The 21,967-nt window shown below is 42.5% G+C and carries 18 protein-coding genes and 1 tRNA gene; 13 read left to right on the top strand and 6 right to left on the bottom strand.

Annotated features, from left to right (window positions below; genetic code table 11):
• Positions 1 to 110 precede the first annotated feature (110 nt).
• Complete coding sequence (locus IPJ86_16215) at positions 111 to 503, bottom strand: hypothetical protein (protein ID MBK7888766.1); 393 nt, start codon at positions 501 to 503, stop codon at positions 111 to 113.
• A 237-nt stretch (positions 504 to 740) separates the two neighbouring features.
• Here IPJ86_16215 and IPJ86_16220 point away from each other — a divergent pair, with 237 nt between their 5' ends.
• The 3 genes from IPJ86_16220 to IPJ86_16230 all read left to right on the top strand — a co-directional run bounded on the left by IPJ86_16220 (position 741) and on the right by IPJ86_16230 (position 2,269).
• On the top strand, positions 741 to 1,148 hold the full coding sequence (locus tag IPJ86_16220; protein MBK7888767.1) for a cobalamin B12-binding domain-containing protein: 408 nt from the start codon (positions 741 to 743) through the stop codon (positions 1,146 to 1,148).
• Positions 1,149 to 1,238: 90 nt separating this feature from the next.
• Positions 1,239 to 2,018, top strand: coding sequence for an enoyl-CoA hydratase/isomerase family protein (locus IPJ86_16225; GenBank protein MBK7888768.1), 780 nt, complete (start codon positions 1,239 to 1,241; stop codon positions 2,016 to 2,018).
• A gap of 89 nt (positions 2,019 to 2,107) precedes the next feature.
• A complete protein-coding gene (locus tag IPJ86_16230; GenBank protein MBK7888769.1) occupies positions 2,108 to 2,269 on the top strand; it encodes an acylphosphatase in 162 nt (53 codons plus the stop codon).
• Positions 2,270 to 2,665: 396 nt separating this feature from the next.
• Here the strand turns inward: IPJ86_16230 and IPJ86_16235 are convergent, their stop codons facing one another.
• Positions 2,666 to 3,376, bottom strand: a complete 711-nt coding sequence (locus IPJ86_16235) for a hypothetical protein (protein MBK7888770.1) — start codon at positions 3,374 to 3,376, stop codon at positions 2,666 to 2,668.
• Positions 3,377 to 3,533: 157 nt separating this feature from the next.
• On the opposite strand from IPJ86_16235, the gene IPJ86_16240 reads away from it, so the two are divergent.
• The 8 genes from IPJ86_16240 to mnmD all read left to right on the top strand — a co-directional run bounded on the left by IPJ86_16240 (position 3,534) and on the right by mnmD (position 12,654).
• On the top strand, positions 3,534 to 4,532 hold the full coding sequence (locus IPJ86_16240) for an OmpA family protein (protein ID MBK7888771.1): 999 nt from the start codon (positions 3,534 to 3,536) through the stop codon (positions 4,530 to 4,532).
• A complete protein-coding gene (locus IPJ86_16245; protein MBK7888772.1) occupies positions 4,519 to 5,622 on the top strand; it encodes a hypothetical protein in 1,104 nt (367 codons plus the stop codon). The genes IPJ86_16240 and IPJ86_16245 overlap by 14 nt, the downstream gene beginning before the upstream one ends.
• Positions 5,623 to 5,631: 9 nt before the next feature.
• Complete coding sequence (locus tag IPJ86_16250; GenBank protein ID MBK7888773.1) at positions 5,632 to 6,216, top strand: hypothetical protein; 585 nt, start codon at positions 5,632 to 5,634, stop codon at positions 6,214 to 6,216.
• Complete coding sequence (locus IPJ86_16255) at positions 6,167 to 7,291, top strand: hypothetical protein (GenBank protein MBK7888774.1); 1,125 nt, start codon at positions 6,167 to 6,169, stop codon at positions 7,289 to 7,291. The genes IPJ86_16250 and IPJ86_16255 overlap by 50 nt, the downstream gene beginning before the upstream one ends.
• A 330-nt stretch (positions 7,292 to 7,621) precedes the next feature.
• Positions 7,622 to 8,689, top strand: coding sequence for an undecaprenyl/decaprenyl-phosphate alpha-N-acetylglucosaminyl 1-phosphate transferase (locus tag IPJ86_16260; protein ID MBK7888775.1), 1,068 nt, complete (start codon positions 7,622 to 7,624; stop codon positions 8,687 to 8,689).
• Between the two features lie 296 nt (positions 8,690 to 8,985).
• Positions 8,986 to 10,635, top strand: a complete 1,650-nt coding sequence (locus tag IPJ86_16265) for a LysM peptidoglycan-binding domain-containing protein (protein MBK7888776.1) — start codon at positions 8,986 to 8,988, stop codon at positions 10,633 to 10,635.
• 235 nt (positions 10,636 to 10,870) lie between these two features.
• Positions 10,871 to 10,946: transfer RNA gene (locus tag IPJ86_16270), tRNA-Gln, on the top strand.
• A gap of 1,042 nt (positions 10,947 to 11,988) precedes the next feature.
• A complete protein-coding gene (gene mnmD, locus IPJ86_16275; GenBank protein ID MBK7888777.1) occupies positions 11,989 to 12,654 on the top strand; it encodes a tRNA (5-methylaminomethyl-2-thiouridine)(34)-methyltransferase MnmD in 666 nt (221 codons plus the stop codon).
• Between the two features lie 24 nt (positions 12,655 to 12,678).
• On the opposite strand, the gene IPJ86_16280 is transcribed toward mnmD, so the two are convergent.
• On the bottom strand, positions 12,679 to 13,002 hold the full coding sequence (locus IPJ86_16280; protein ID MBK7888778.1) for a thioredoxin fold domain-containing protein: 324 nt from the start codon (positions 13,000 to 13,002) through the stop codon (positions 12,679 to 12,681).
• A 169-nt stretch (positions 13,003 to 13,171) separates the two neighbouring features.
• A complete protein-coding gene (locus tag IPJ86_16285) occupies positions 13,172 to 14,632 on the bottom strand; it encodes a polysaccharide biosynthesis protein (GenBank protein ID MBK7888779.1) in 1,461 nt (486 codons plus the stop codon).
• Positions 14,633 to 15,278: 646 nt separating this feature from the next.
• On the opposite strand from IPJ86_16285, the gene IPJ86_16290 reads away from it, so the two are divergent.
• On the top strand, positions 15,279 to 15,761 hold the full coding sequence (locus tag IPJ86_16290; GenBank protein ID MBK7888780.1) for a hypothetical protein: 483 nt from the start codon (positions 15,279 to 15,281) through the stop codon (positions 15,759 to 15,761).
• 104 nt (positions 15,762 to 15,865) lie between these two features.
• Here IPJ86_16290 and xth read toward each other — a convergent pair whose 3' ends face one another.
• Entirely contained in the window at positions 15,866 to 16,639 is a 774-nt protein-coding gene (gene xth, locus IPJ86_16295; protein MBK7888781.1) for an exodeoxyribonuclease III, read from the bottom strand.
• Positions 16,640 to 16,752: 113 nt separating this feature from the next.
• On the opposite strand from xth, the gene IPJ86_16300 reads away from it, so the two are divergent.
• On the top strand, positions 16,753 to 20,250 hold the full coding sequence (locus IPJ86_16300) for a hypothetical protein (protein ID MBK7888782.1): 3,498 nt from the start codon (positions 16,753 to 16,755) through the stop codon (positions 20,248 to 20,250).
• A gap of 529 nt (positions 20,251 to 20,779) precedes the next feature.
• Here the strand turns inward: IPJ86_16300 and IPJ86_16305 are convergent.
• Complete coding sequence (locus IPJ86_16305; protein MBK7888783.1) at positions 20,780 to 21,697, bottom strand: hypothetical protein; 918 nt, start codon at positions 21,695 to 21,697, stop codon at positions 20,780 to 20,782.
• Positions 21,698 to 21,967 lie beyond the last annotated feature (270 nt).

Consider the following 21,967-nt stretch of genomic DNA (forward strand, 5'->3'; position numbering starts at 1 on the left):
GGAAGAATTCTTAAATGAAGGATGAATAAAAAATCATATCGTTATCAGTGCATGATACGATAATTGAATGATCAGCGCATAGACTGATCAGCACATGAAATATATACAGTTTAAGATTTGGGCGGATTCCAAATATCCGTGAAATAGGAATTGGGGGGTAGATTGTCTTTTGAAGGGATGGTAAATTCCCTGCAATCGTTCATTCCAATAGTTAAATTCCCCTCAGCATGTTTGCGCTGATAAAACTTCAGATAATCGGTATGCTGTGAGCAGTCATGGTTCTTAAAAGGAAGTTGAGGATGGTGATTCAGATCGTCTTTATGATTTGCCAAATTCGAATTTAAAAAATGCATTTCCAGAAAAACGGAAAATGACAGATCAGGGTCTTCGGTGCGATGTTCCAGAAAATGAGTGAAGAGAACGGGCATCTTAAATACCTGATCCAATCCCGTGCCTGAAGCGGCAAAGGAAAATATCAATAAGTAGCCTACTATTTTCTTCATTCAACACAAAGATAACAATAACTCGTTGAAGTCCATATTCGCCCCTCTTTCTACCTGACTTCCAAACGATGTCCATCTTCCGTCGCTCCCCATCCCCCCCCAGTCTCGTCAGATTCAAATCGTCGAAGACGAATTGAGTAATGACGAGACGATCCCCCCGGTGATCTCGTCAGACTCATGCATCGAAGATGGAATGAGAAATGACGAGAAGAACGATCGTTTTATTACTTTTGCCCCATGCAACGCCCTATCCGTGTTCTCATTGCTAAAGTCGGCCTCGATGGCCATGACCGTGGCGCCAAAGTAATTGCCTCCTTCCTGCGCGATGCCGGTATGGAAGTGATTTATACCGGTTTGCGACAAACTCCCGAAATGGTAGTGAATGCCGCTGTCCAGGAAGATGTGGATGCCATTGGCGTCAGTATTCTGAGTGGTGCTCATATGACTGTTTTTCCGCGGATCCTTCATTTGTTGAAGGAGAAAGGAATGGATGATGTGTTGCTGACCGGTGGTGGAATTATTCCGGATGATGATATGAAGAAGCTGGTAGCCATGGGTTGTGGCCGGTTATTTCCTCCCGGAACAGAAACTTCGGAAATTATCAGCTATATGACGGAAGAAGTAAAAAGATTGAAAAAAATCTGACGTTCAACCGGTACCTGAATTAGCTGAAAAATTATTCTTTACAACACTCGCTAAACGCGTGAACCCTTACTACCAAACACGAATCACGATATGAACTATACCAACATCCTTTATACTGTAGAAAATGCGATTTGCACGATTACCATTCATCGGCCCGATAAGTTAAACGCATTGAATAAAGATACCATCGCTGAAGTGGGGAAAGCGTTTCTTGCTGCTCAACAAGATGATCATGTTCGCGGAATTATCCTGACCGGTAGCGGTGCAAAGGCTTTTATTGCCGGTGCTGACATCAGCGAGTTCGCTTCTTTTAGTCTGGAAGAGGGGATGGCCTTGAGTGCTCACGGACATGACGTATTTAACAGCGTGGAGACATGCAGTAAGCCTGTTATTGCTGCGGTGAACGGATTTGCTCTCGGTGGAGGATGTGAATTGGCGATGGCTTGTCATATGCGAATTGCTGCAGAAAATGCAAAGTTCGGACAGCCGGAAGTGAAACTCGGACTCATTCCCGGTTACGGAGGTACGCAACGTTTAGCCCAACTCATCGGTAAAGGCAAAGCGATGGAGTTATTGATGACGGCTGACATGATCGATGCCAATGAGGCGTATCGTCTGGGACTCGTTAATTATGTTGTTCCTTCTGATCAATTGTTGGATAAGTGCCGAGAAGTATTGAATAAAATCATTGCGAATGCTCCTGTTGCCATAGCCGAAATAGTACATACTGTAAATGCGCATTATGACAAACAATCGGATGGCTTTAAAGAAGAGATCGCGCGTTTTGGTGCATGCTTTACAACAAATGATTTTAAAGAAGGCACTGATGCTTTTCTGAATAAAAGGAAAGCTGTTTTTACAGGGAAATAGTTTCACGAGAAAGAATTATGGCGGTTTGATAGCTTCCTGTTTTTCAGGTAAATTATATTCTGTCTTATTCTTCAAAATTATTTTAAAAGATGGTCGCGGTTCGAATCATTGTTACCGGTAAAGTACAGGGTGTATTTTTTCGTCAATCTGCACTCTCTAAAGCACTTGATTTAAAGCTCAGGGGATTTGTGATGAATCAGCCCGATGGATCTGTATTAATAGAAGCTATCGGTGAGGAAGAGAATATCTAAAGTCTCTTCGAATGGTGCCATCGGGGTCCTCTTCCTGCTAAAGTTGAAAAAGTTCATAAAGTTCAAATTGATTTTTTTGCAGGCTATGATACTTTTCTAATCAAGAAGTAGCTACCGGCTACCGGCTACCGGCTACCGGCTTCTGGCTGCTTGCCGCTTGCTGCTTGCTTGATTTTGACCGTCCCTGATAAATGCAAGTAAAATAATTTCAATGTATCTTATCGTATCTCAAAGTATCCCAACGTATCCCAAAGTATCCCAAAGTATATCAACGTATCCCAAAGTATATCAGCGTATCCCAAAGTATATCAACGTATCTCAATGTATCTCAACGTATCTCAATGTATCTCAACGTATCTCAATGTATCTCAAAGTATCCCAAAGTATATCAATGTATCAATGTAAATATTTCACCAACGTTCTTTTCGCCAGTGGCAACAAGGTATCTTCCAACGGCAATGTCAACTCCGATTCAATGACGTAGGTAGCAGGGTTTGGTAAATTTTTATTGTAGAGAAGTAAGTCGTGCTTTATATTCTCGTAGGTATTGCGAAGCGTTTTTTCATACGAGTTGACATATTGTAATCCAATCGCTCTGTACCGTTCGTTGGGCTGATCGTAAATCGTAATCTGATATTCGAACACTACGGTTTCAGTAAGATTGCCATTCCGTAAAAACAAATAGCCGGCATCTGTATGCAAGGGAACAATGCCGACGGGATAAATATTCAGTTTGGATTCGATGAAATCATAAATTTTCTTTCCTTCGGCGAGATGCTGTTCAAATTGTGGGATGCTGAAGGCAATGATATTTTCAATTTCCCGCATGAGTTGATCATCATCGCAAAGTTTTTCATAAACGAGTTTAAAATGCTGGAAATCGGTTTGGCTGAGTTTTTCCGGGAAAGAGTCGAAAAGATTTTTCTTTTGTTCGCGCAATGCGACCAGATTACGGTAATGTTTGACGAGTTCGCTGAGTGCGGGGTAGAGCCGGGTTTCTTCAAAACGCTCACTTACATGTTGAAGATAGGCAAGTAGAAGGTACTTTTTATACTCGAAATCAATATGTTGTTCGGTAATCCAATTGTCGTTCAGTTTCTTTTCCATAGGTAATGATATAGTAACTACTAATTTACGAACGTATTGTACAACTTCAATATCGTGCCGGAAGAAAATTTGTTTCAACAGAATTGTGTTGAATATTACATAAATACCTTGCCAACCGTCTTGGTGGGCTTGTTAATTTAGACCATTCAAAGAAATTATGAAACGTTTAATCCCTCTGCTGATCCTGATATCAGTTATTTCGATCTCCTGCGTGCCCTCCCGCATGCACAATGAACTAAAAGCGAAAAAGTCGGCTTGTGATAAGGAAAATGAAGAGCTGAAAGCCGCCAATCTCCAGTTAAATACCCGTCAGGGGGAACTCAGTGCTATGGTAGAAGACCTGAAAATCCGAATCAAGGCATTGGAAAGCGACACCACAATAAAAGGTCAGGAATTACGTGATCTGCGTGGCAATTTTGAAAAACTGAACAATACCTACCAAACCTTACTGAAAGATGGTCCCAATGCGGCCTCAAATACGGAAGCTACACGACAGTTGATTCGTGACTTGCAGAAAACGCAGGAGCAATTGCAAAAGAAGGAAGACGAATTGTCCAGGAAGGCAAAGATGTTATCCTTGAAAGAAGATAGCTTATCTTTGATTAGCGGAGAGCTTAGCATGAAGAACCGCCGGCTGGCTGAACTGGAACAAATTCTGGCCAGCAAGGATTCTGCCGTGAAGGCGCTGCGCAATTCGGTGGCCAAAGCTTTACTGGGCTATCAGGACAAAGGGCTGAGTGTGGAGATGAAAAACGGGAAGGTATATGTCATGATGGAAGAGCGTTTGCTTTTCGCGACCGGGAGCACTGTAGTGGATCCGAAGGGCGTGGAGGCGATCCGCGATTTAGGAAAAGTGCTGGAAAAAAATCCGGACATCAATATACAAATAGAAGGTCACACGGATAATGTTCCCATGCATGGCACCGGAGAAATTAAGGACAACTGGGATTTGAGTGTTATGAGAGCCACATCGGTAGTGAAAATTTTACTTACAGGAAGTACAATAAATGCTATACGAATTACAGCAGCAGGAAGAGGGGAGTTCATGCCTGTTGACAAAGCCAATACGACAGAGGGCAGGAAGAAAAACAGAAGAATTGAAGTGATACTATCTCCGAAACTGGATGAAATACTGAAGCTGCTTGAAACACACTAACTTATTTTTAATACTCCTTTGCCTGCTGGTTATTCCTGTCCGGGCAGGGGAGGATCAACCCACCTTCCTTCACGGCTATCGTGATTTTCGGAACTTCCTCTATATTTTCGAAAACGGTACGCCGCGACAGTTAGAACAGCAAGTCGTCCGTTCCTTTAAAGCCAAAGGTTCCATGATTGCGTATGCCAACAATGCCAATGATCTCATGGTATATTACAAGGGCGAAAAGTTTAAATTAGGAGATATGACGGCGACCAACTACGAACTGACGCAGAGTATGATGTATTTTCAGCGGGATCTGATGTTGAGTGTTTTTGACGAAGGCAAGGTGACACAACTCACTTTCTTTCTTCGTGATTTTAAAGTCAGTGATAGCCTCATCGCCTTTCGCGATCGCAATGTGGATATCCTGCGCGTTTATGGGCGGGGACAATTGCACGACCTTGAAGTCACCCTTACCGGGAGTCTGATCGATTATAAAATAGGAGAGAACTCGGTGGCCTATGTCAACAATACCGGATTTTTTAAAGCCTACCTGAATGATCATGTTTACGATATTGATAATGTTGCTCCGGTAGCTTATGAAGCAGGCGGTAATCTGATTGCCTATGTAGATGGACTTTATAATTACCTGAAAGTATTCTACAACGAAAAAATTCTGGTGCTGGAGCGATTTCAACCCCTCTCCTTTCAGGCCGGTGTGGATATGATTGCTTATGTGGCGGATGATAATTCATTCAAAATTTTTAACAGAGGAAAATTGGTAAAGGCAGAAGCTTATCCTCCCGACTTTTATCAGGTACGGGATCGCTCGGTGCTGTTTTTCTTCAATAATCAGTTGCAGTTACTTCAGGATGGAGTTCGCTATGAGCTGGACGAGTTCAGGCCTCTGAACTATCAGATGAGTGAAAACAATATCGCATGGATGGATCAGGCCAATCGGCTGCATATGTTCACAGAGGGGAAATCCTACGAGGTAAGTATGGAAAGAATTTCTGCTTATGAGTTAAACGGGAACACCCTCAAGTACGACCTCCCGGACGGTACTTCCCGAATATGGTACAAAGGAAAAGTGTTTGGCAATAACTAAAAGAAATTTATGAAAAGATATTCATTTATTATACTACTGCTACTTGCTGCATCAGGAATACTGAAGGGGCAAAATGCATTTCTTCCGCTGAGCAATCAGGTAGAACAGTATTTTACAAAAGAGATGAATCATGTCGGCAACGGTCTGCATTCTTCCTTTAAACCCTTTTTACGAAGGGATGCAGTGGATGCGATGTTGTTTATTACCGATAGTTTGCCTGCCTCTAAGCGGATGGTGTCGGACTATGGAAGGCAGTATGATTCACTCATCAGCATTCCCTTAAATCCCTCAAAAAAATTTAACACCACGCTGGTTGGGCGAAAATTATTTTCGGAACATTTGCTCAAGGTGGAGGAGGAGGATTATCGCATCTACCTCGACCCTGTTTTTGATTTTACCGGCGGGATAGATCAGGAGAATGATGATTCGTATTATTATAATACACGAGGGTTGTGGGTCAATGGTTCTATCGGAAAGAAATTCGGATTTAATGCTACTTTTTATGAAAATCTGAGTTCATTTTCCGGCCTATCTGGATTCAACAGTGCGAAAGACAAGGATTGTTCCCGGACAAGTAAGTGTGAGAAAATTTGATGATGCCAGTTTTGATTATGCATTTTCAACCGGCTCTATTAATTTCCAGCTGAACAGACATTTCACTTTTGAATTCGGACAGGACAGGCATTTTATAGGAGATGGTTATCGCTCATTATTACTCTCTGACAATGCATTTCATTATCCGTATTTTAAAATTATTACTGATGTTTGGAAGATCAGATATGTAAATCTATTCATGGAGCTGAGAGATTTGACGCGCGAATATCTGAATGATCAGTCCCCTTTTGATAAAAAATATGCTTCCATGCATTATCTGGATATCAATATTGGCAAGCGGGCCAGCATCGGAATCTTTGAAACAGTCATCTGGCATGCAGACAGTGGTGGTGCACGTGGATTTGATATGGGTTATTTGAATCCTTTCATCTTCCTTCGCCCTGTTGAATTCAGCATTAATTCCCCGGATAATGTATTGATGGGAATCAACGCTAAATTTATGATCAATAGCCGTAATCTTTTATATGGTCAGTTGATGCTGGATGAGTTCCTTCTTGAAAATGTGAAATCCGGCAAAGGATGGTGGGCCAATAAGCAAGGGGTACAGGCAGGGTTTAAGAGTTTCAATGTACTTGGCGTGAAGAATTTGTACTTGCAGGGAGAGTTGAATTATGTTCGTCCGTATACCTATCAGCACCGTGATGTGTTGGGGAGCTATAGTCATCACAGGGCACCGCTGGCCCATCCTTTAGGAGCTAATTTCTGGGAAGCAGTGGGTATAGTTCGCTACAATTATAAGCGCTGGCATCTGGATGCAAAGATGAGTATAGCCGAGGTCGGGTACGATACGGCAGGACGTAACTATGGACAAAATGTTTTCCTCAGTTACAATGACCGGGAAAGTGAATTCGGAAATGAAGTCGGGCAAGGATTGAAAACAACCATTATGTGGGTTGATCTCAACATAAACTTCCTCATTAATCCGGTTTACAGAATGAATCTTTTTGCAAACATCGCCATGAGAAGTTCAAAGCAATCCGGTGAGACGATTAATGCCTTGCTGGTTCAGGGAGGAATTCGAACCAGCTTATTTAACCGTTATTATGATTTTTAAAATTTAACGTTCTGTTTGCATTTATGTCTTGAATCTGGTTTATTTGTTCAGCCCTTCTTTATTTAAATTACTGATAAACATTCTTTTATATGGTTTTTACGGTCAGGGGAGAGTAAAATTGAAGTGCATGAAGAATCACCGCTAATGGGGATAAAATAACTTGCTTTGTATACGTCCTGTGCCTTAGATTTGCCTTAAGTCTAATGCGAAAATAAGAGGTAGAAGAATTGGGAGATTAAAATAATTCATTCCCGTAGTACTTAAGATCATTCACCATATTTATAAAGAAGACCAAGTATATAAAGTTAATTTTGACTCAAATAATTTCCAATGTTGAACATAACATTTGCCTGTATTACAGCTTTCCTGATCACCTTTATGGCGATACCGTCAATTATTCGGGTATCGGTAATTAAAAGTTTGTTTGATGAACCCACAGAAAGGAAAGCGCATAAGTCAAGTATTCCTACGCTTGGTGGTTTGGCCATCTTTGCGGGAGTTGCATTTGCCTATACGTTTTGGTCAGCCGGGTTGAACACAGGATCCACTCAGTACATTGTTGCTGCAATTATTGTGATGTTCTTCATAGGGATAAAAGATGATATCGTTGAATTAACCGCTCATAAGAAACTGTACGGACAATTATTTGCTGCTATCATCATTGTGTTTTTTGCAGATATCAGAATCACCAGCATGTGTGGTGTATTTGGTATTTATCAGATTCCGTATTGGGTAAGTAGTGTTATTACTATTTTTACCATACTTACTATTATTAATGCGTATAATCTTATTGATGGTATAGATGGACTTGCCGGTGGAGTAGGAGCTATTGCTGCCTTTACTTTCGGCTTATGGTTTTACAACTATGGACAAATTGCCCTCTGCATACTTGCCTTTTCTCTTTTCAGTTCATTGCTGGCCTTCCTTGTTTACAATTTCTCTCCTGCCAATATATTTATGGGGGATACCGGATCGTTGGTTGTCGGGTTAATTCTTTCTGTGCTTTGCATCAATTTTGTTGAGCTCAGTTTTGAATCATTGCCCTATGCGTTTCCGTTCCGTTCTAGTCCGGCGATGGCCATAGCCATCCTTATCATTCCGCTGGCAGATACCTTAAGAATATTTATCATCCGACTGTTAAATGGTCGATCACCCTTTCATGCCGACAGGAACCATATCCATCATCAGTTACTTGATTTAGGATTAACGCATCGTGAAGCAGCTTTGACACTCTATTTGGTAAACATTGGATTTATTGTAATAGCATTAGCTCTTAGAAATATTTCGAGTCTGAAGCTTCTTTATATTCTGACTATTATGGGTGTAGCTTTCAGTATTTTACCTTATTATTTAAAGGTATGGAAGGCGAAACCGGCTTCTATTAAAGTGGCAGAATAACACTTCTTCACCCAACTTTCACCCCATTTCACCCTAAGTTTTTAAATTTGCGAATCAGGAAAACAGCGATTCGCCCAAATGATTTATTGTTTTGAGCAAGAATTGAACGATTTTTAGACCTTTAAGAGTAACAAATCAGCTCTTTATATCGTTTAATCTCTCTGATACAATAAGTTATCAATAATCGATGTTTTGTAAAGAGTGAAAGAAAGTGGAGGAGTATACTTCACTTTGAATTAGTTTTAACCGATCTTACCAAAGTATCTGTGTAGCATCATTAAACCCCGAGAAGAAATATGAAAATTACGACCCGTCTCCTTCTGTTAATATTCATATCCATATTAAGTTTTACTTCGGTAAATGCTCAGGATAATCGTGAAATTAGTAGTCCTAACGTCACAGAAGAAGTATATGATCCCATCTCAGCATTGCTGGACAGTCTGGTGACTTTAACGCATGTTGTGAGATATAACCAACAGGATGCCAATTGTTTTGATCCTAATGCGGTGGTACCCGGCTCTGTTCCAACCTTTTCTGACGAAGTCTATGCTCAACGGATTTCAGAAATTCTGTCTCCAATTCCCATGTCTTATAATGAACATGTGAAGGGCTTTATTGATTTATATGCTGTCAGAAAGAGAGGGTTGACGCAAAGAGCTATGGGATTATCGAATCTTTACTTTCCCATGTTTGAAGAAATTCTGGATAGAGAGGGATTGCCCCTGGAGTTTAAGTACTTGTCAGTGGTGGAGTCGGCATTAAATCCAATTGCTGTTTCCCGTGTTGGTGCTACAGGGATTTGGCAATTCATGTATAATACCGGTATAATGTATGATTTGAAGGTCAATAGTTATACCGATGAGCGGAGAGATCCCTTGAAGGCAACTTTTGCAGCTTGCCAATATTTTAAAGACATGTACAAAATTTACGAGGACTGGTTACTGGTGATCGCAGCTTACAATTGCGGGGCCGGTAATGTGAATAAGGCGATTAAAAGATCCGGTGGAAAGAAAAACTTCTGGGAAATCATGCATTATTTACCTGCAGAAACCAGGAGCTATGTACCGGCCTTCATTGCAGTTGCTTATGTTATGAATTATTCCCGTGAGCACAACTTGTATCCTGTCTCTCCGGCTTATTCTTATTTTGAGGTGGATACAATTACTGTAAGTAATGCCATTAATTTTAAGGTGTTGTCAAACACATTGGATCTTCCGGTTGATGTCATTTCGTTCTTAAATCCCATCTACAAAAAGAATATTATTCCCGATGTAGGTTCAGATTATATTTTAAGATTGCCTACCAATAAAATGGCTATCTTCATGTCTAGTCAGGAGAGTATAATGGCACAATCTCTCCCACCGGCTCGCCCGGTGATGCCTGTTTATGCCGGCAGAAGGAGTTCGAGAGATGCTGCTGATGAAGGCAGTACAGCCTATGAAACCATCACAAAGCGTGTTAAGAAAGTGCATACTGTCCGTCGTGGAGAAAATCTTGGGGTGATAGCAGGTAAATATGATATGTCGGTACAGCAAGTGAAAAAGATGAATCGTTTAAAGTCAAGTACCTTGCGTTCAGGACAGAAATTAAGTGTTTATGCTTATGTGAAGACGAAGGTCCCGGTAAAATCGGCTCCTGCAGTAGAAGTTGCTGTGAAGAAGGATACCGATGCTCATGATTCCGCCAATGTGAATCGTGCTATAAACGGAGAAGAATCTGCTGATCAACAAAGTCAGGCTCAGGTTTCTGCAGATACAGATGACAACGAAAGAGTGGTGGAGACCTCTCCGAGATATATTTATCATGTTGTACAACCAGGAGATACTTTGTGGAATATTGCTAAACGCTATGAAGGTGTAACTGTTGAGATGATCAAGGATATCAATAATCTGAATAATGCTACTCTCAAGCTGGGTACAAAGTTGAAAGTCATTGTAAACAGTTAAATTTTTAATCGACATTCATCAGCAGGTTAACTGCAGATGTAAATTAAGGAACAGATATAAATCCATATTCGAAGGCACCTTATTCAAATTAAGGTGCTTTCGCATTTTTAGTAAAATGCAGGAATTAAGATTATACGTTTACGCCGTAGTTATTTGCATTTTAATCTCGAATCCTTCTCATATTTCCCTTTTTGAAAAGGAGAAATTTAATAAATTTGCAGCGCCAAGTACGGATTGACCGATGGTGTAACTGGCAACACATCTGATTTTGATTCAGAAAAGTCCAGGTTCGAGCCCTGGTCGGTCAACCATTTAAAAGGGGATACTAAATGTATCTCCTTTTTTATTTTGAGGAAATTCGGTTCAGTGATTTGGCTTTTCAATTGCCCTATCATCCATTTTACCTAATTCTTCCGTTCTATTCCGGTCCGCGAAGTTTAAGACCTCGCGGGTGTTAGACCTCGCGGGTGTTAGACCTCGCGGGTGTTAGACCTCGCGGGTGCATATGGAAGTGTTAAATATCAATGACTTAATTTTTCAGGGAGACCATTTTCTTCATCTTGGCCAATTTCTGTCCCTTTTTAACCAAAATATAAAGTCCTTTCCGTGTCACTTACGGTCCGCGAAGTTTAAGACCTCGCGGGTGTTAGACCTCGCGGGTGCATATGGAAGAGTTAGATATCAATGACTTAATTTTTCAGGGAAACTATTTTCTTCATCTTGGCCAATTTCGCTACCTGTTTAACCAATAAGCAATGTCCTTTCCGTACCTCTTACGGTCCGCGAAGTCTAAGACCTCGCGGGTGTTAGACCTCGCGGGTGCATATGGAAGAGTTAGATATCAATGACTTAATTTTTCAAGGAGACCATTTTCTTCATCTTGGCCAATTTCGCTACCTTTTTAACCAATAAGTAATGTCCTTTCCGTACCTCTTCCGGTCCGCGAAGTCTAAGACCTCGCGGGTGTTAGACCTCGCGGGTGCATATGGAAGTGTTGAATATCAATGACTTAATTTTAACTCTTGACCATTTTCTTCATCTTGGCCAATTTCAGTCCCTTTTTAACCAATATGCAATGTCCTTTTTGTACCTCTTCCGTTCCGCGAAGTTTAAGACCTCGCGAAGTTTAAAACCTTGTGGGTGCTTGACCTCGCTGGTACTTATAGAAATGCATTTTATCAAATTGGAATACATTCCTCACAGAGCTGCCTCAAATTGTAGGTTGACGGAAGATCTATTCCATAGTTCTCAAATAAATGAAATCCCAGGTGAAGGAGCCGGCCGTAACACTTACTGAATATGATCTCGAGATAAAATCCTACTTTTGAATAAACCATAATACTTTTTATCAGGATGGAGAATCAAATTACCTCTGATAGCTCTGCATCGGTTTTGACGGAGTTGAATGATTATTACCATTCATGCCACGGTGCGATGGCTGAGTCTCGAAATATCTTTATTCAAGCCGGACTCAAAGAAGCGTTCCTCCGTTTCGGATTAAAACTGAATATTCTTGAAGTTGGATTTGGTACCGGACTTAATGCATTGCTCACTTATCAGGAAGCCGGAAAACATCAAATGGACATCTGGTACACGGCTATCGAATTGCATCCGGTTTCGCCTGATCTGATAAATTATCCCATGTATGCGAAGGCAAGCGGATTTCCGGAGCATGAAAATGTATTGCAACGCATGCATGAACTTCCTTTTAATGTAGCAGGGGAGATAACTCCAACTTTCGTTCTTGAAAAACGTTTCATTGATATTCGGGAGTTTTCGGATAACCCCTACCGTTATCATCTGGTCTATTATGATGCCTTTGCCCCCGAAGTACAACCTGAAATGTGGACCAAAGAAATTTTTTACCGCATTCATGCCACAATGGCTCCCAAGGGAATTCTCGTTACAAGTTCAACAGAAAAGTTGGTGCAACGAAGTCTGAAATCAGCAGGGTTCTCTGTTGAAATAATCGATATGCTCCCGGGCAACCGACAAATGCTCAGAGCAATCAGGAATTGATTTTTAAGTAGTAATGCTGATTTTCTAAATAAACTTTATAATTTCTTCCTCAAGTTCATGTACCATCTTGAAGCCAGCCATTCGCCACTTCAGTTCCCCGTTTTTGAAGATCATCAAGGTGGGGACACTCCTGATCTGAAAATGCTGTGACAATTCCGTTTGTTCATCTACATCCAGCTTCATGATGGTCGCCTTTGTACCCAGACGAATTTCCAGCGCCGTAAGAATTTCATCCAGATAATTGCAGGGCTCACACCAGGTAGCATAAAAGTCTACCAGTACCGGTTTTTCCGATTTCATTAATTCCAGAAAGGTAGGTGCATCAAGTTGTGGAGCGGGGTATTCCATGCGACAAAGATATCAGGATGTGACTTATTTCTATTTAATGATCGTTTAAAAATTCTCATTCATCACCCATTTCTCTAACCATCGAAATCATTCTGTTGTGTTAAAGCCTGGAACAGAATCGAATTATTCTTTTATCCCGATTGAAGGATGTTACGGAACGAAAGTAAAATTATTTTTTTCTCTTGAAGAGCGGCAGTTGCTCTTTCCCTCCAAGATATCTCCACATGCTTCCGAAATAAGTAAATAAGATGACAGCACTTATTCCCCACCATGCGTACATATTCAACGGGAAATAAATTTTACCTTGCTCAAAGATTTGCCAAAAGAGCGCCGCACTCCCCATCATGAATACTAATTTACCGATTTCATAGGGAACCGGAAAAACCTGCTGTCCTTTTAAGTAGGATAAAAGCATCATCGAAGTATAGCAAATAAAGGTAGCCCACGCTGCACCAGTAAAGCCCATCTCAGGAATGAGCCATAAGTTAAAAACAATCGTTATCAATGCCCCGAGTATCGACAACCAGGCGCCATAACCGGTCTTGCCGCTTAGTTTATACCAGATGCTCATGTTGAGGTAAATGCCAAGGAAAAGATTTGCGGCAAGCAGAATAGGAACCACATTTAATCCTCCATGATATTGCTCGCCGATGAAGTGTTTAATGATGTCCATGTAGAACATGACACCAAGAAATATAAAACATCCCGCCAGGACAAAATAATTCATCACCCGGGCGAAAAGCAGCTTACTGTTTTCTTTATGATGTTGTGAAAAATAAAAGGGATCAGCCGCATAACGGAACGTCTGTACGAAAAGTGTCATGAGTATGCTGAGCTTGTAACAGGCACTGTATATTCCTAACTGCTGCATCGCGATGGATTTATCAGTGATCAGATATTTTAGAATTGCCCTGTCTAAAGTTTCATTGATCATCCCCGCAAAGCCTGCAATCAGGAGCGGAAAACCGTAAATGAGCATTTCCTTTACGAGGGGAAAACTAAAGGAACCGCCTTTCATCAATCGCAATTCGGGGAGGAGGAAAAGCAGGGTGACTCCACTGGCCACCAGGTTTGCGATAAAGACATATCCAATACCTGAAACAGCGGGAGCAGGGTTATTCTGAAGAGAAGGCAAGACCAATAAGAAGAAAAGATTCAATCCTATATTAATAAAAATTCCAAGCAGCTTAATGAGTGCAAAGCGCATGGCTTTATTTTGTTGTCGTAATCTGGCGAAGGGTAATGTCGATAGGGTGTCGAAGGCAAGTATCCAGGCAAACCAACGTACATAATCGGCATGATCCGGATAACCGAGGGCGCTTGCAATCGGAGTCGAAAACAGCAATAGAATGATGGTGAAGAAGCCGGTTGTACAAAGTAGGGTGGTGAGCCCATTGCCATATACATTTTCATGACGCTCTTTTTTATTGGAGAAATGGAAAAATGCAGTTTCCATTCCCAATGCATACACGACCATCAGAAAAGTGATGTAAGCATAAAACTCCGACACCACACCGTATTCAGCAGGTGCGAAAATGCGGGTATACAACGGGACGAGCAGGTAGTTGAGAAGCCTCCCTACGATGCTGCTTAATCCATAAATAGCTGTTTGCCCGGCCAGGGCGCGCATTTGGCTCACGTAGTTAGCCCCGGTATTATTTTCAGCAAATCTAATAGATTGGAATGTAAATAATAATTATTTTTCAATTATAGATTTCAGAAAGGAAAGAGATGGTGGGAATATTGCTATCGGCTTCCGGCTGCCAGCTACCAGCTTCCGGCTGAAGTTAAATATGAAAATAATTTTTACTTCGAAGAGGGAAATAATAATTTTCAGCCGGATGATTTTAACTCATTGCTCATATTCCAAAACTCATAATACCAGGTTCATAGGTCATAGGTTTGGCACCCACCGTGACATCGCCATGCCCGCCATATTTTCGTAGCTCTCGTTGCGATCGAGACTTCGCGACGTTGCGCCCGCTGCGTTTAAACAATGTCCTATCCGAAATCAAGTCTCTATAGCATTTAAATTTCAAGGTATTCAGAAGTGCGACCGATTGTCTAAAGCTCTCAGCCCATGTCCTCAGACATAACTCACAGACATTAACCACCAGGTCGTAGCCGCTTGCCCTTTGCTTATAGCTGGTAGCCGGAAGCCGGAAGCTCATAGCTGGAAGCCGGCAGCCGGCAGCCTCCTTTATCGAAGCAAAAATCTCAACCACAACTGAAATTTAATTTAAAATATAAATTATCTTTGTTTCAAACTAAAAATCATGAAAAAGTTCTTCCCCTACCTGATGTTCGTGTTTAGCTTACTATTTATGGGTTGTCCTTATGGATCAGAAGTAGCTATCGATGATGGTAAAACTAAAATTGATGAGAAGCTACTCGGCAAATGGGAATCGAAGAGCTCCAGCGATTATGATTATATCGTTTCTAAAATCGATGATACCACCTATAAGATAGAAAAGAAGCCTCGTGGTGAAGGCGAGGTAACTGTTTACATCGGATTCCTCTCTGCCATCGGAACCACGAAATTTTTAAATGTTTGGGAAGAACAAAATACCACCCGCACCTATTATTTTTATAAAATGGATATCTCCGGAAGCGGTGCAAAACTGACCTTGTCTCCGGTGACAGATAATATCAAGGAAAAATTTGAATCCTCCTCCGAGCTGAAATCCTTTTTTGAAAAGAACCAGAACCTCAGTTTCTTTTACAGTAAGGATGATGAAGTGTATATCAGGGCGGATTGATGTAACGACTGGTCGCGAACTGTCATCCATCACCCCTCTCAGTAGCCGCGTGACATGTAACGCGGCTACTGAGAGGGGATAGCAAACATGAAACACCCTACTCACTACATCTCCACCTCCAGCAACACCGGACAATGATCCGAATGTTTGGCCTCTGGCAAGATGACACATCGCTGCAAATTTTTTTCAAGATTTTTTGTGGCCATCAGGTAGTCGATGCGCCAGCCTAAATTTTTTGCGCGTGCATTGAACCGGAAACTCCACCACGTATATTGATGTGGCTCCTGATTATAATAACGAAAAGTATCAATGAATCCGCTCTTAAAAAATTGCTCCATCCACTCTCGCTCTTCGGGCAGGAAACCGGAAGACTTCGCATTGCTGACCGGATTATGAATGTCAATGGGTCTATGGCAAATGTTGATGTCGCCTCCTATGATGAGTTTACTTTTCTTTTTCTTTAAGGTAGCGATATAATCTTCAAACCATTTCAGCCATTCCATTTTATACTCTTGCCGGTGTTCGCCGCTGGACCCCGAAGGCACATAGACACTCATCACTGATGTTTTCCCGAAATCCGCTCTGATGATTCTTCCTTCTTTATCAATTTCGGGATTTCCTGAACCAATTTCCACATGATCCGGCTCTTGCTTGCTGAAGATGGCCACTCCACTGTATCCCTTTTTCTCCGCAGGATGCCAGTAATTAAAGTAACCGTCATTGTCGAAAACAGGAAGATCGAGTTGTCCGGGTTCCGCTTTGATTTCCTGCAACAAGACGATATCGGGGTTAACTGTCCGCAGCCATTCCATCCAGCCCTTGCTGAGCGCAGCTCGAATGCCGTTTACATTGTAGGTGATTATTTTTCTGTTTGCCATTGTTTATGATTCAGCGAATGTATTATAGCCGCGGGAATTATTCACAAAGAAAAGACGTAAAAAAGATTTATAGCGTTAAACAGATGTAAAATCCTCTGTATTTTTAAGCGCTATTGGATAAGAAAGTATTTAAGGTCATTGCAGCCGTCTGTTGTTGCCTGTCGTTCAGCCTGTACAGCCAGGATTTGAGCAATGCCCGTTTGCGTTATATCGTCCCGACTCGTGATACTATCCGGCTGGATTCCCTCAGCGTGATCCCCGGTTCGGTGGAAGTGCGTGCCGGAGATTCGCTGTTACCTGCACGATATTTCTCCCTGGACTTTTCTAAATCACTGATCTGGTTTGAGCCCTCCCTGTTGAAGGAGCTTGATTCCATCAGCCTGCGGGTCTTCTTCAGAGTGTACCCGATTTCATTTGAAGCGCCATTGTTTTTAAGGGATCGGCGCTTGTTGGAGAAGGCTTCTTCTACACCCGGCGCTGCTCCCTATACCGAGCGTCCGGCAGAGAAGAATGCCTCGCTGTTCGGGTTGGAAGGATTAGCACGTTCGGGATCTATTTCGCGCGGACTTACCATCGGCAGTAATCAGGATGCGGTGGTGAATTCGAGTTTGAATTTGCAATTAGCCGGTCGCATTAGTGGAAATATCGAAGTACTCGCCGCCATTACCGATGAGAATATTCCGGTGCAGGCAGAGGGGAATACGCAGCAATTGCAGGAATTTGATAAGGTCTATATTCAGTTAAATAACGATAAGCATAAACTGGTGGCCGGAGATTATGATGTGCGAAACCCGGAAGGTTATTTTATGCGGTATTTTAAGAAGGCGCAGGGCGGATTGTATAGTTATACGGAAGTGATGGAACGCAAGAATAAATCTCCGCTCACGCTCGCCGCAGGTTTGGGTGCCGCCGTTTCCCGGGGGAAGTTCGCCCGAAATATCATCAATGGAATTGAGTCCAACCAGGGGCCCTATCGGTTGCGCGGTGCAGAAAATGAATTGTTCATCATAGTGATGTCGAATTCGGAAAGAGTGTTTATCGATGGACTCCTTCTCGAACGCGGTCAGGACAGAGATTATATCATCGACTACAATACCGCTGAAGTAACTTTCACCACGCGCAGGTTGATCAACAAGGATATGCGGATTACGATTGAATTTCAATATGCCGACCGTAATTATGCACGTACCTTGCTGACCGGTTTCGCCGCATGGAAGGATAGCCGGATGCAGGCCGGTGTTAATCTCTACTCCGAGCAGGACAGTAAGAATCAACCCTTGCAGCAGGATCTCACCCCGGCCGACAAAGCAATTCTGGCAGCAGCAGGTGATAATCTGGGAGCCGCTTTCAAGGAGAGTGGCGATAGTGTCGCTTTTAACATCAATGAAATTTTATATGCGCGGATAGACACCACCGTGAGTGCTGTTCTTTATCCGGATATCTATCTTTATTCCACCAGTCCTGATAGTGCTTTCTATCGTGTCTCCTTCAGCAATGTCGGACAAGGCCTTGGCAATTATGTTGCGGTAGATGGGTTGGCGAATGGGAGAGTGTACCAATGGGTGGCGCCAATAAATGGTATTGCACAGGGAACCTATGAACCGAAGATCTTATTGGTATCTCCCAAACAACGGCAAATGGCAACGGGATTTGTAAAGTATGCACTGGGTCCTCTTACAAAAGTAGGCGCGGAGTTGGCGGTGAGTAAGGACGATATCAACCGTTTTGCAACGAAGGATAAAGCAAATGATGACGGTCTCGCGGCAAGAGTGACCTTCGAACATCAACAGCCACTAAACAGAGAGAAACCGGAGGGTTGGAGTTTTGTCGGGCAGTTGCAGACGGAAGTGAACGATGAGTTTTTTCGTCCGGTGGAGGTGTACAGAGCAGTGGAGTTTGTCCGCGACTGGAACACGGGATTGTTAAATTCCTTCGATAAAGAATTGCTCTCGAATGTGCAGGTGGGAATCAGGCATTCGAAAACGGGAGATATGCGGTATAGCTTTAAGTCATTGTACAGAGGAACTACTTACCGCGGATTAATGCATGGGCTCAACGGAAACCTGCAGGGAGGAAAGTGGACGGCGAGATGGGATGCCAGTTTCCTCAACACCGATGGAACTAACGGTAATAGTTCTTTTTTGCGCCATAGAGATGAGCTCACACGAAGGTTTGGTTCCTGGATTCCGGGTGTAAGATTTGAGCAGGAGCGGAATGAACAAACGAGACCGGGTAACGATAGTCTGGCCATTAGCGCTTTTCATTTCAGAATTGCAGAAGTTTTTTTCACACGACCGGATACAGTGAAGATCACCATGAAAGGTTCATTTAGTCGCAGAGAAGATGATGGAATTCGCGGAACCGATTTTATCCATGCGACCACAGCAGATATGGCTAATTTTCATATCGGATGGAACAAAGGACTGCGCCAGAAAGTATCGCTGATCTTAAATTACCGGAATCTGCAGATCAATGATACACTACTCACACTTGTCAAACCGGAAGAGAGCGCTACAGGCAGGCTCGATTATACACTGAATGCAGGAAAGGGCTTGCTCAGCCTCAACACCTTTTACGAGGGCGGAACAGGAAGAGAACCACGGCGACTGTATTCCTATATTGAAGTCGCGCCCGGGACAGGAAATTACAGTTGGAACGATTATAACGTTGATGGAATACCGCAATTGAATGAATTCGAAATCGCCGTATTCCAGGATCAAGCCAACTACATCCGTATCTTCAGCAGCACCGATGAATATGTAAAAGTGTTTTTCAACCAATTCAATGCTGTTATTAATTTTAATCCTGCGGCAAAATTCACAGGGGCTACTAAACCCTTCTTCGCGAAATTCAGCGTCTTGTCCTCCTTTCGTTTCGACAATAAAATTACAGGGAATGCCAATGATATTAATAACTGGAATCCGTTTCCCGGCATCATTCCCGATACGGTTTTGTTAAGCACCCAATCTACCGGGCGACATACTTTATTTTACGACCGTACCGGCTCGAAGTTCGCGGCCGATATCAGCTGGCAGGAGCAACGCATCCGGCAATTGCTGGCTAACGGTCTGGATACCCGCACTTCGAATGGATTATCCACAACGATCCGATGGAACATCACGCAATGGTTGGCGCTGCAGGAAAAAGTGGAATTGAGTGAGCGAAGGAGCGAAGCTGAAGCATTTACCACACGAAATTTTTTCATCACCGGTCGCGAGACAGACAGCAAAATCAATTACCAGCCGGGAAGTGTCTATCGGATTACGGTCTCCTATCGTTACAAGGAAAAACTAAATGAGTATGCTGAAGGTTTTGGAGAGAAGGCTACTATCAGCGATGCAGGATTGGAGTGGAGATACAATTCCGTGAAGAAAGGCTTGCTGACTACCCGCTTTAATCTTGTAAAAATTTCTTACAATGCCGAATCAAATACCTCTATTGCTTTTGAGATGCTGGAAGGATTGAAAGAAGGAACTAATCTCACCTGGGGAGTAAATATTCAGCGCAACCTGGGAAGCAGTCTCCAGCTCAGCATCAACTACGAAGGACGAAAACCAGCCGGACTAAAAACAATTCATACGGGCGGCGCACAGGTGCGAGCGTATTTTTAGGATCGATCACTGCGCTCACCGGGAGGATCGTTCTCTCGTCATACTTCTTCCATCTTCGATGCAATGAATCTGACGAGATCACCAGGAGGATCGTCTAGTCTGCGACGAGCCTTGGGGGAACTTTAGTCAATTGACGTGGGGGAACGTTCGCTATACCCACCGAGCGGATCATTCAGCGCACCCATCGTGTGGATCGTCAATTGATTGGTTATTTCTCCGGAACCCCAAAGGGGTTCAACATCGCTAACCCCGGATGCAATCCGGGGTTAGCACACCAACCACCCCCCCCCAACCCCAACGGGGTTGAATATTGAGGATTATGAAACGTAGAATAAATTATTTCTTTTAAACGAACGCTTCGCTTGGAGGAAAGTCTCGCTTAGAGGAACGCTTCGCTTGGAGGAGGGGAGGAACGCTTCGCTTGGAAAAGCTTGAACCTTGAACCTTTCCCGTCAACACAATCCCGATAGCTATCGGGATGACGGGATCACATCGCCCGTGGGCACGTGGCGAGTGAAAACCTTAAACTCTATTTCAACGTCAGACTTGCTACACCGATTTGATTGCTTTCGCAATAAAGTTCAATCGTATAAACCCCGGAGCTATAATCGTTGCCTTTTTCCCAATACACGCAGAGATCGGTATTACGATTTTCGTACATGATCGATTCCTTGGTGGTATAAAGTGTAGCCTGGCCGTTATAGATGAAAGTTTCGCTGGTGGTAGACATCACCGCGCCATCGGGGCTGAGCACTCTTACAAAAATATCCTTTGGACCTTTTTCTACAACAAGGTTTTCCATGATGGTAAAACAGGTCTTGATGCGGTCGGTACTTTTGGCTTTGGTGGTTTCTGACTCCTTGCCGCTCGCTTTATAACGGACACCTAATGCTTTCAGATTGGTGGTCTTTAGTACGGAAGCAATCGCCACTTTATTGGCAAGCACGCTATTCTCCTGTGTTAAGGAACTTACTTTTGTATTTGCTGAAGATAAATTTTGATTCAGAGAGACATTTTGCTCCGATAGCATCTTGTTCGCAATATTTAAAGAATCAATTTGAGCTATATAGCGCTGGTTGAGTTCTTTTAATGAGGAAAGTTCCTCCTTTGCTTTTCTCAACTGTGTAGCATCGCCGGAGTTAATCAGTTTTTGGATTTGAGCAATTTTTAATCGGATCTCTTCATCCTTGGCAGAAAGTTGGTTCTGAAGACTCGCATTTTCCTGATTTAACTTCTCATATTCCGTTTTTACCCTTTGCAATTCGGCGGAAAGGGATTCTTTCTCTGCCATAGTGGTATCTAATTCACGGCTTACCTGCTCCAAATGCGTTTTCTTATCAAAGAACTGCCAAAGCAATAAAGCATTGACTCCTAATAATATAGATATAACAATGATGACGATGACCTTTTTAGAATCCTGGTCTTTTTCCTGTTCAGGGTTTGTCATAGGGTAGCTTTTAGAGAGAATTAGGTGTAGGCGTAGGCTTCGAAATTATAATATTTTTTTTGTGATGGGGCTATTTTGAAGCTAAGTTTTTCACCATGGCTGGTTTATTCAGAATTAAACCATGATTTTTTACCTGAAAATATCGATAGATTTAACGGACTCTTACTCTAAAAGGTTCTGTTTCCACTTTGCGACGATGAAGCTTTGGTCCCATAATCGTCTCTCCGAAAATGGACAATGTCTGAATGTTGGCATGTTGTAAGCATCTTT

It is taken from the genome of Bacteroidota bacterium (genome assembly GCA_016713925.1).
In the GTDB taxonomy this organism is placed as follows: Bacteria; Bacteroidota; Bacteroidia; order AKYH767-A; family OLB10; genus JAJTFW01.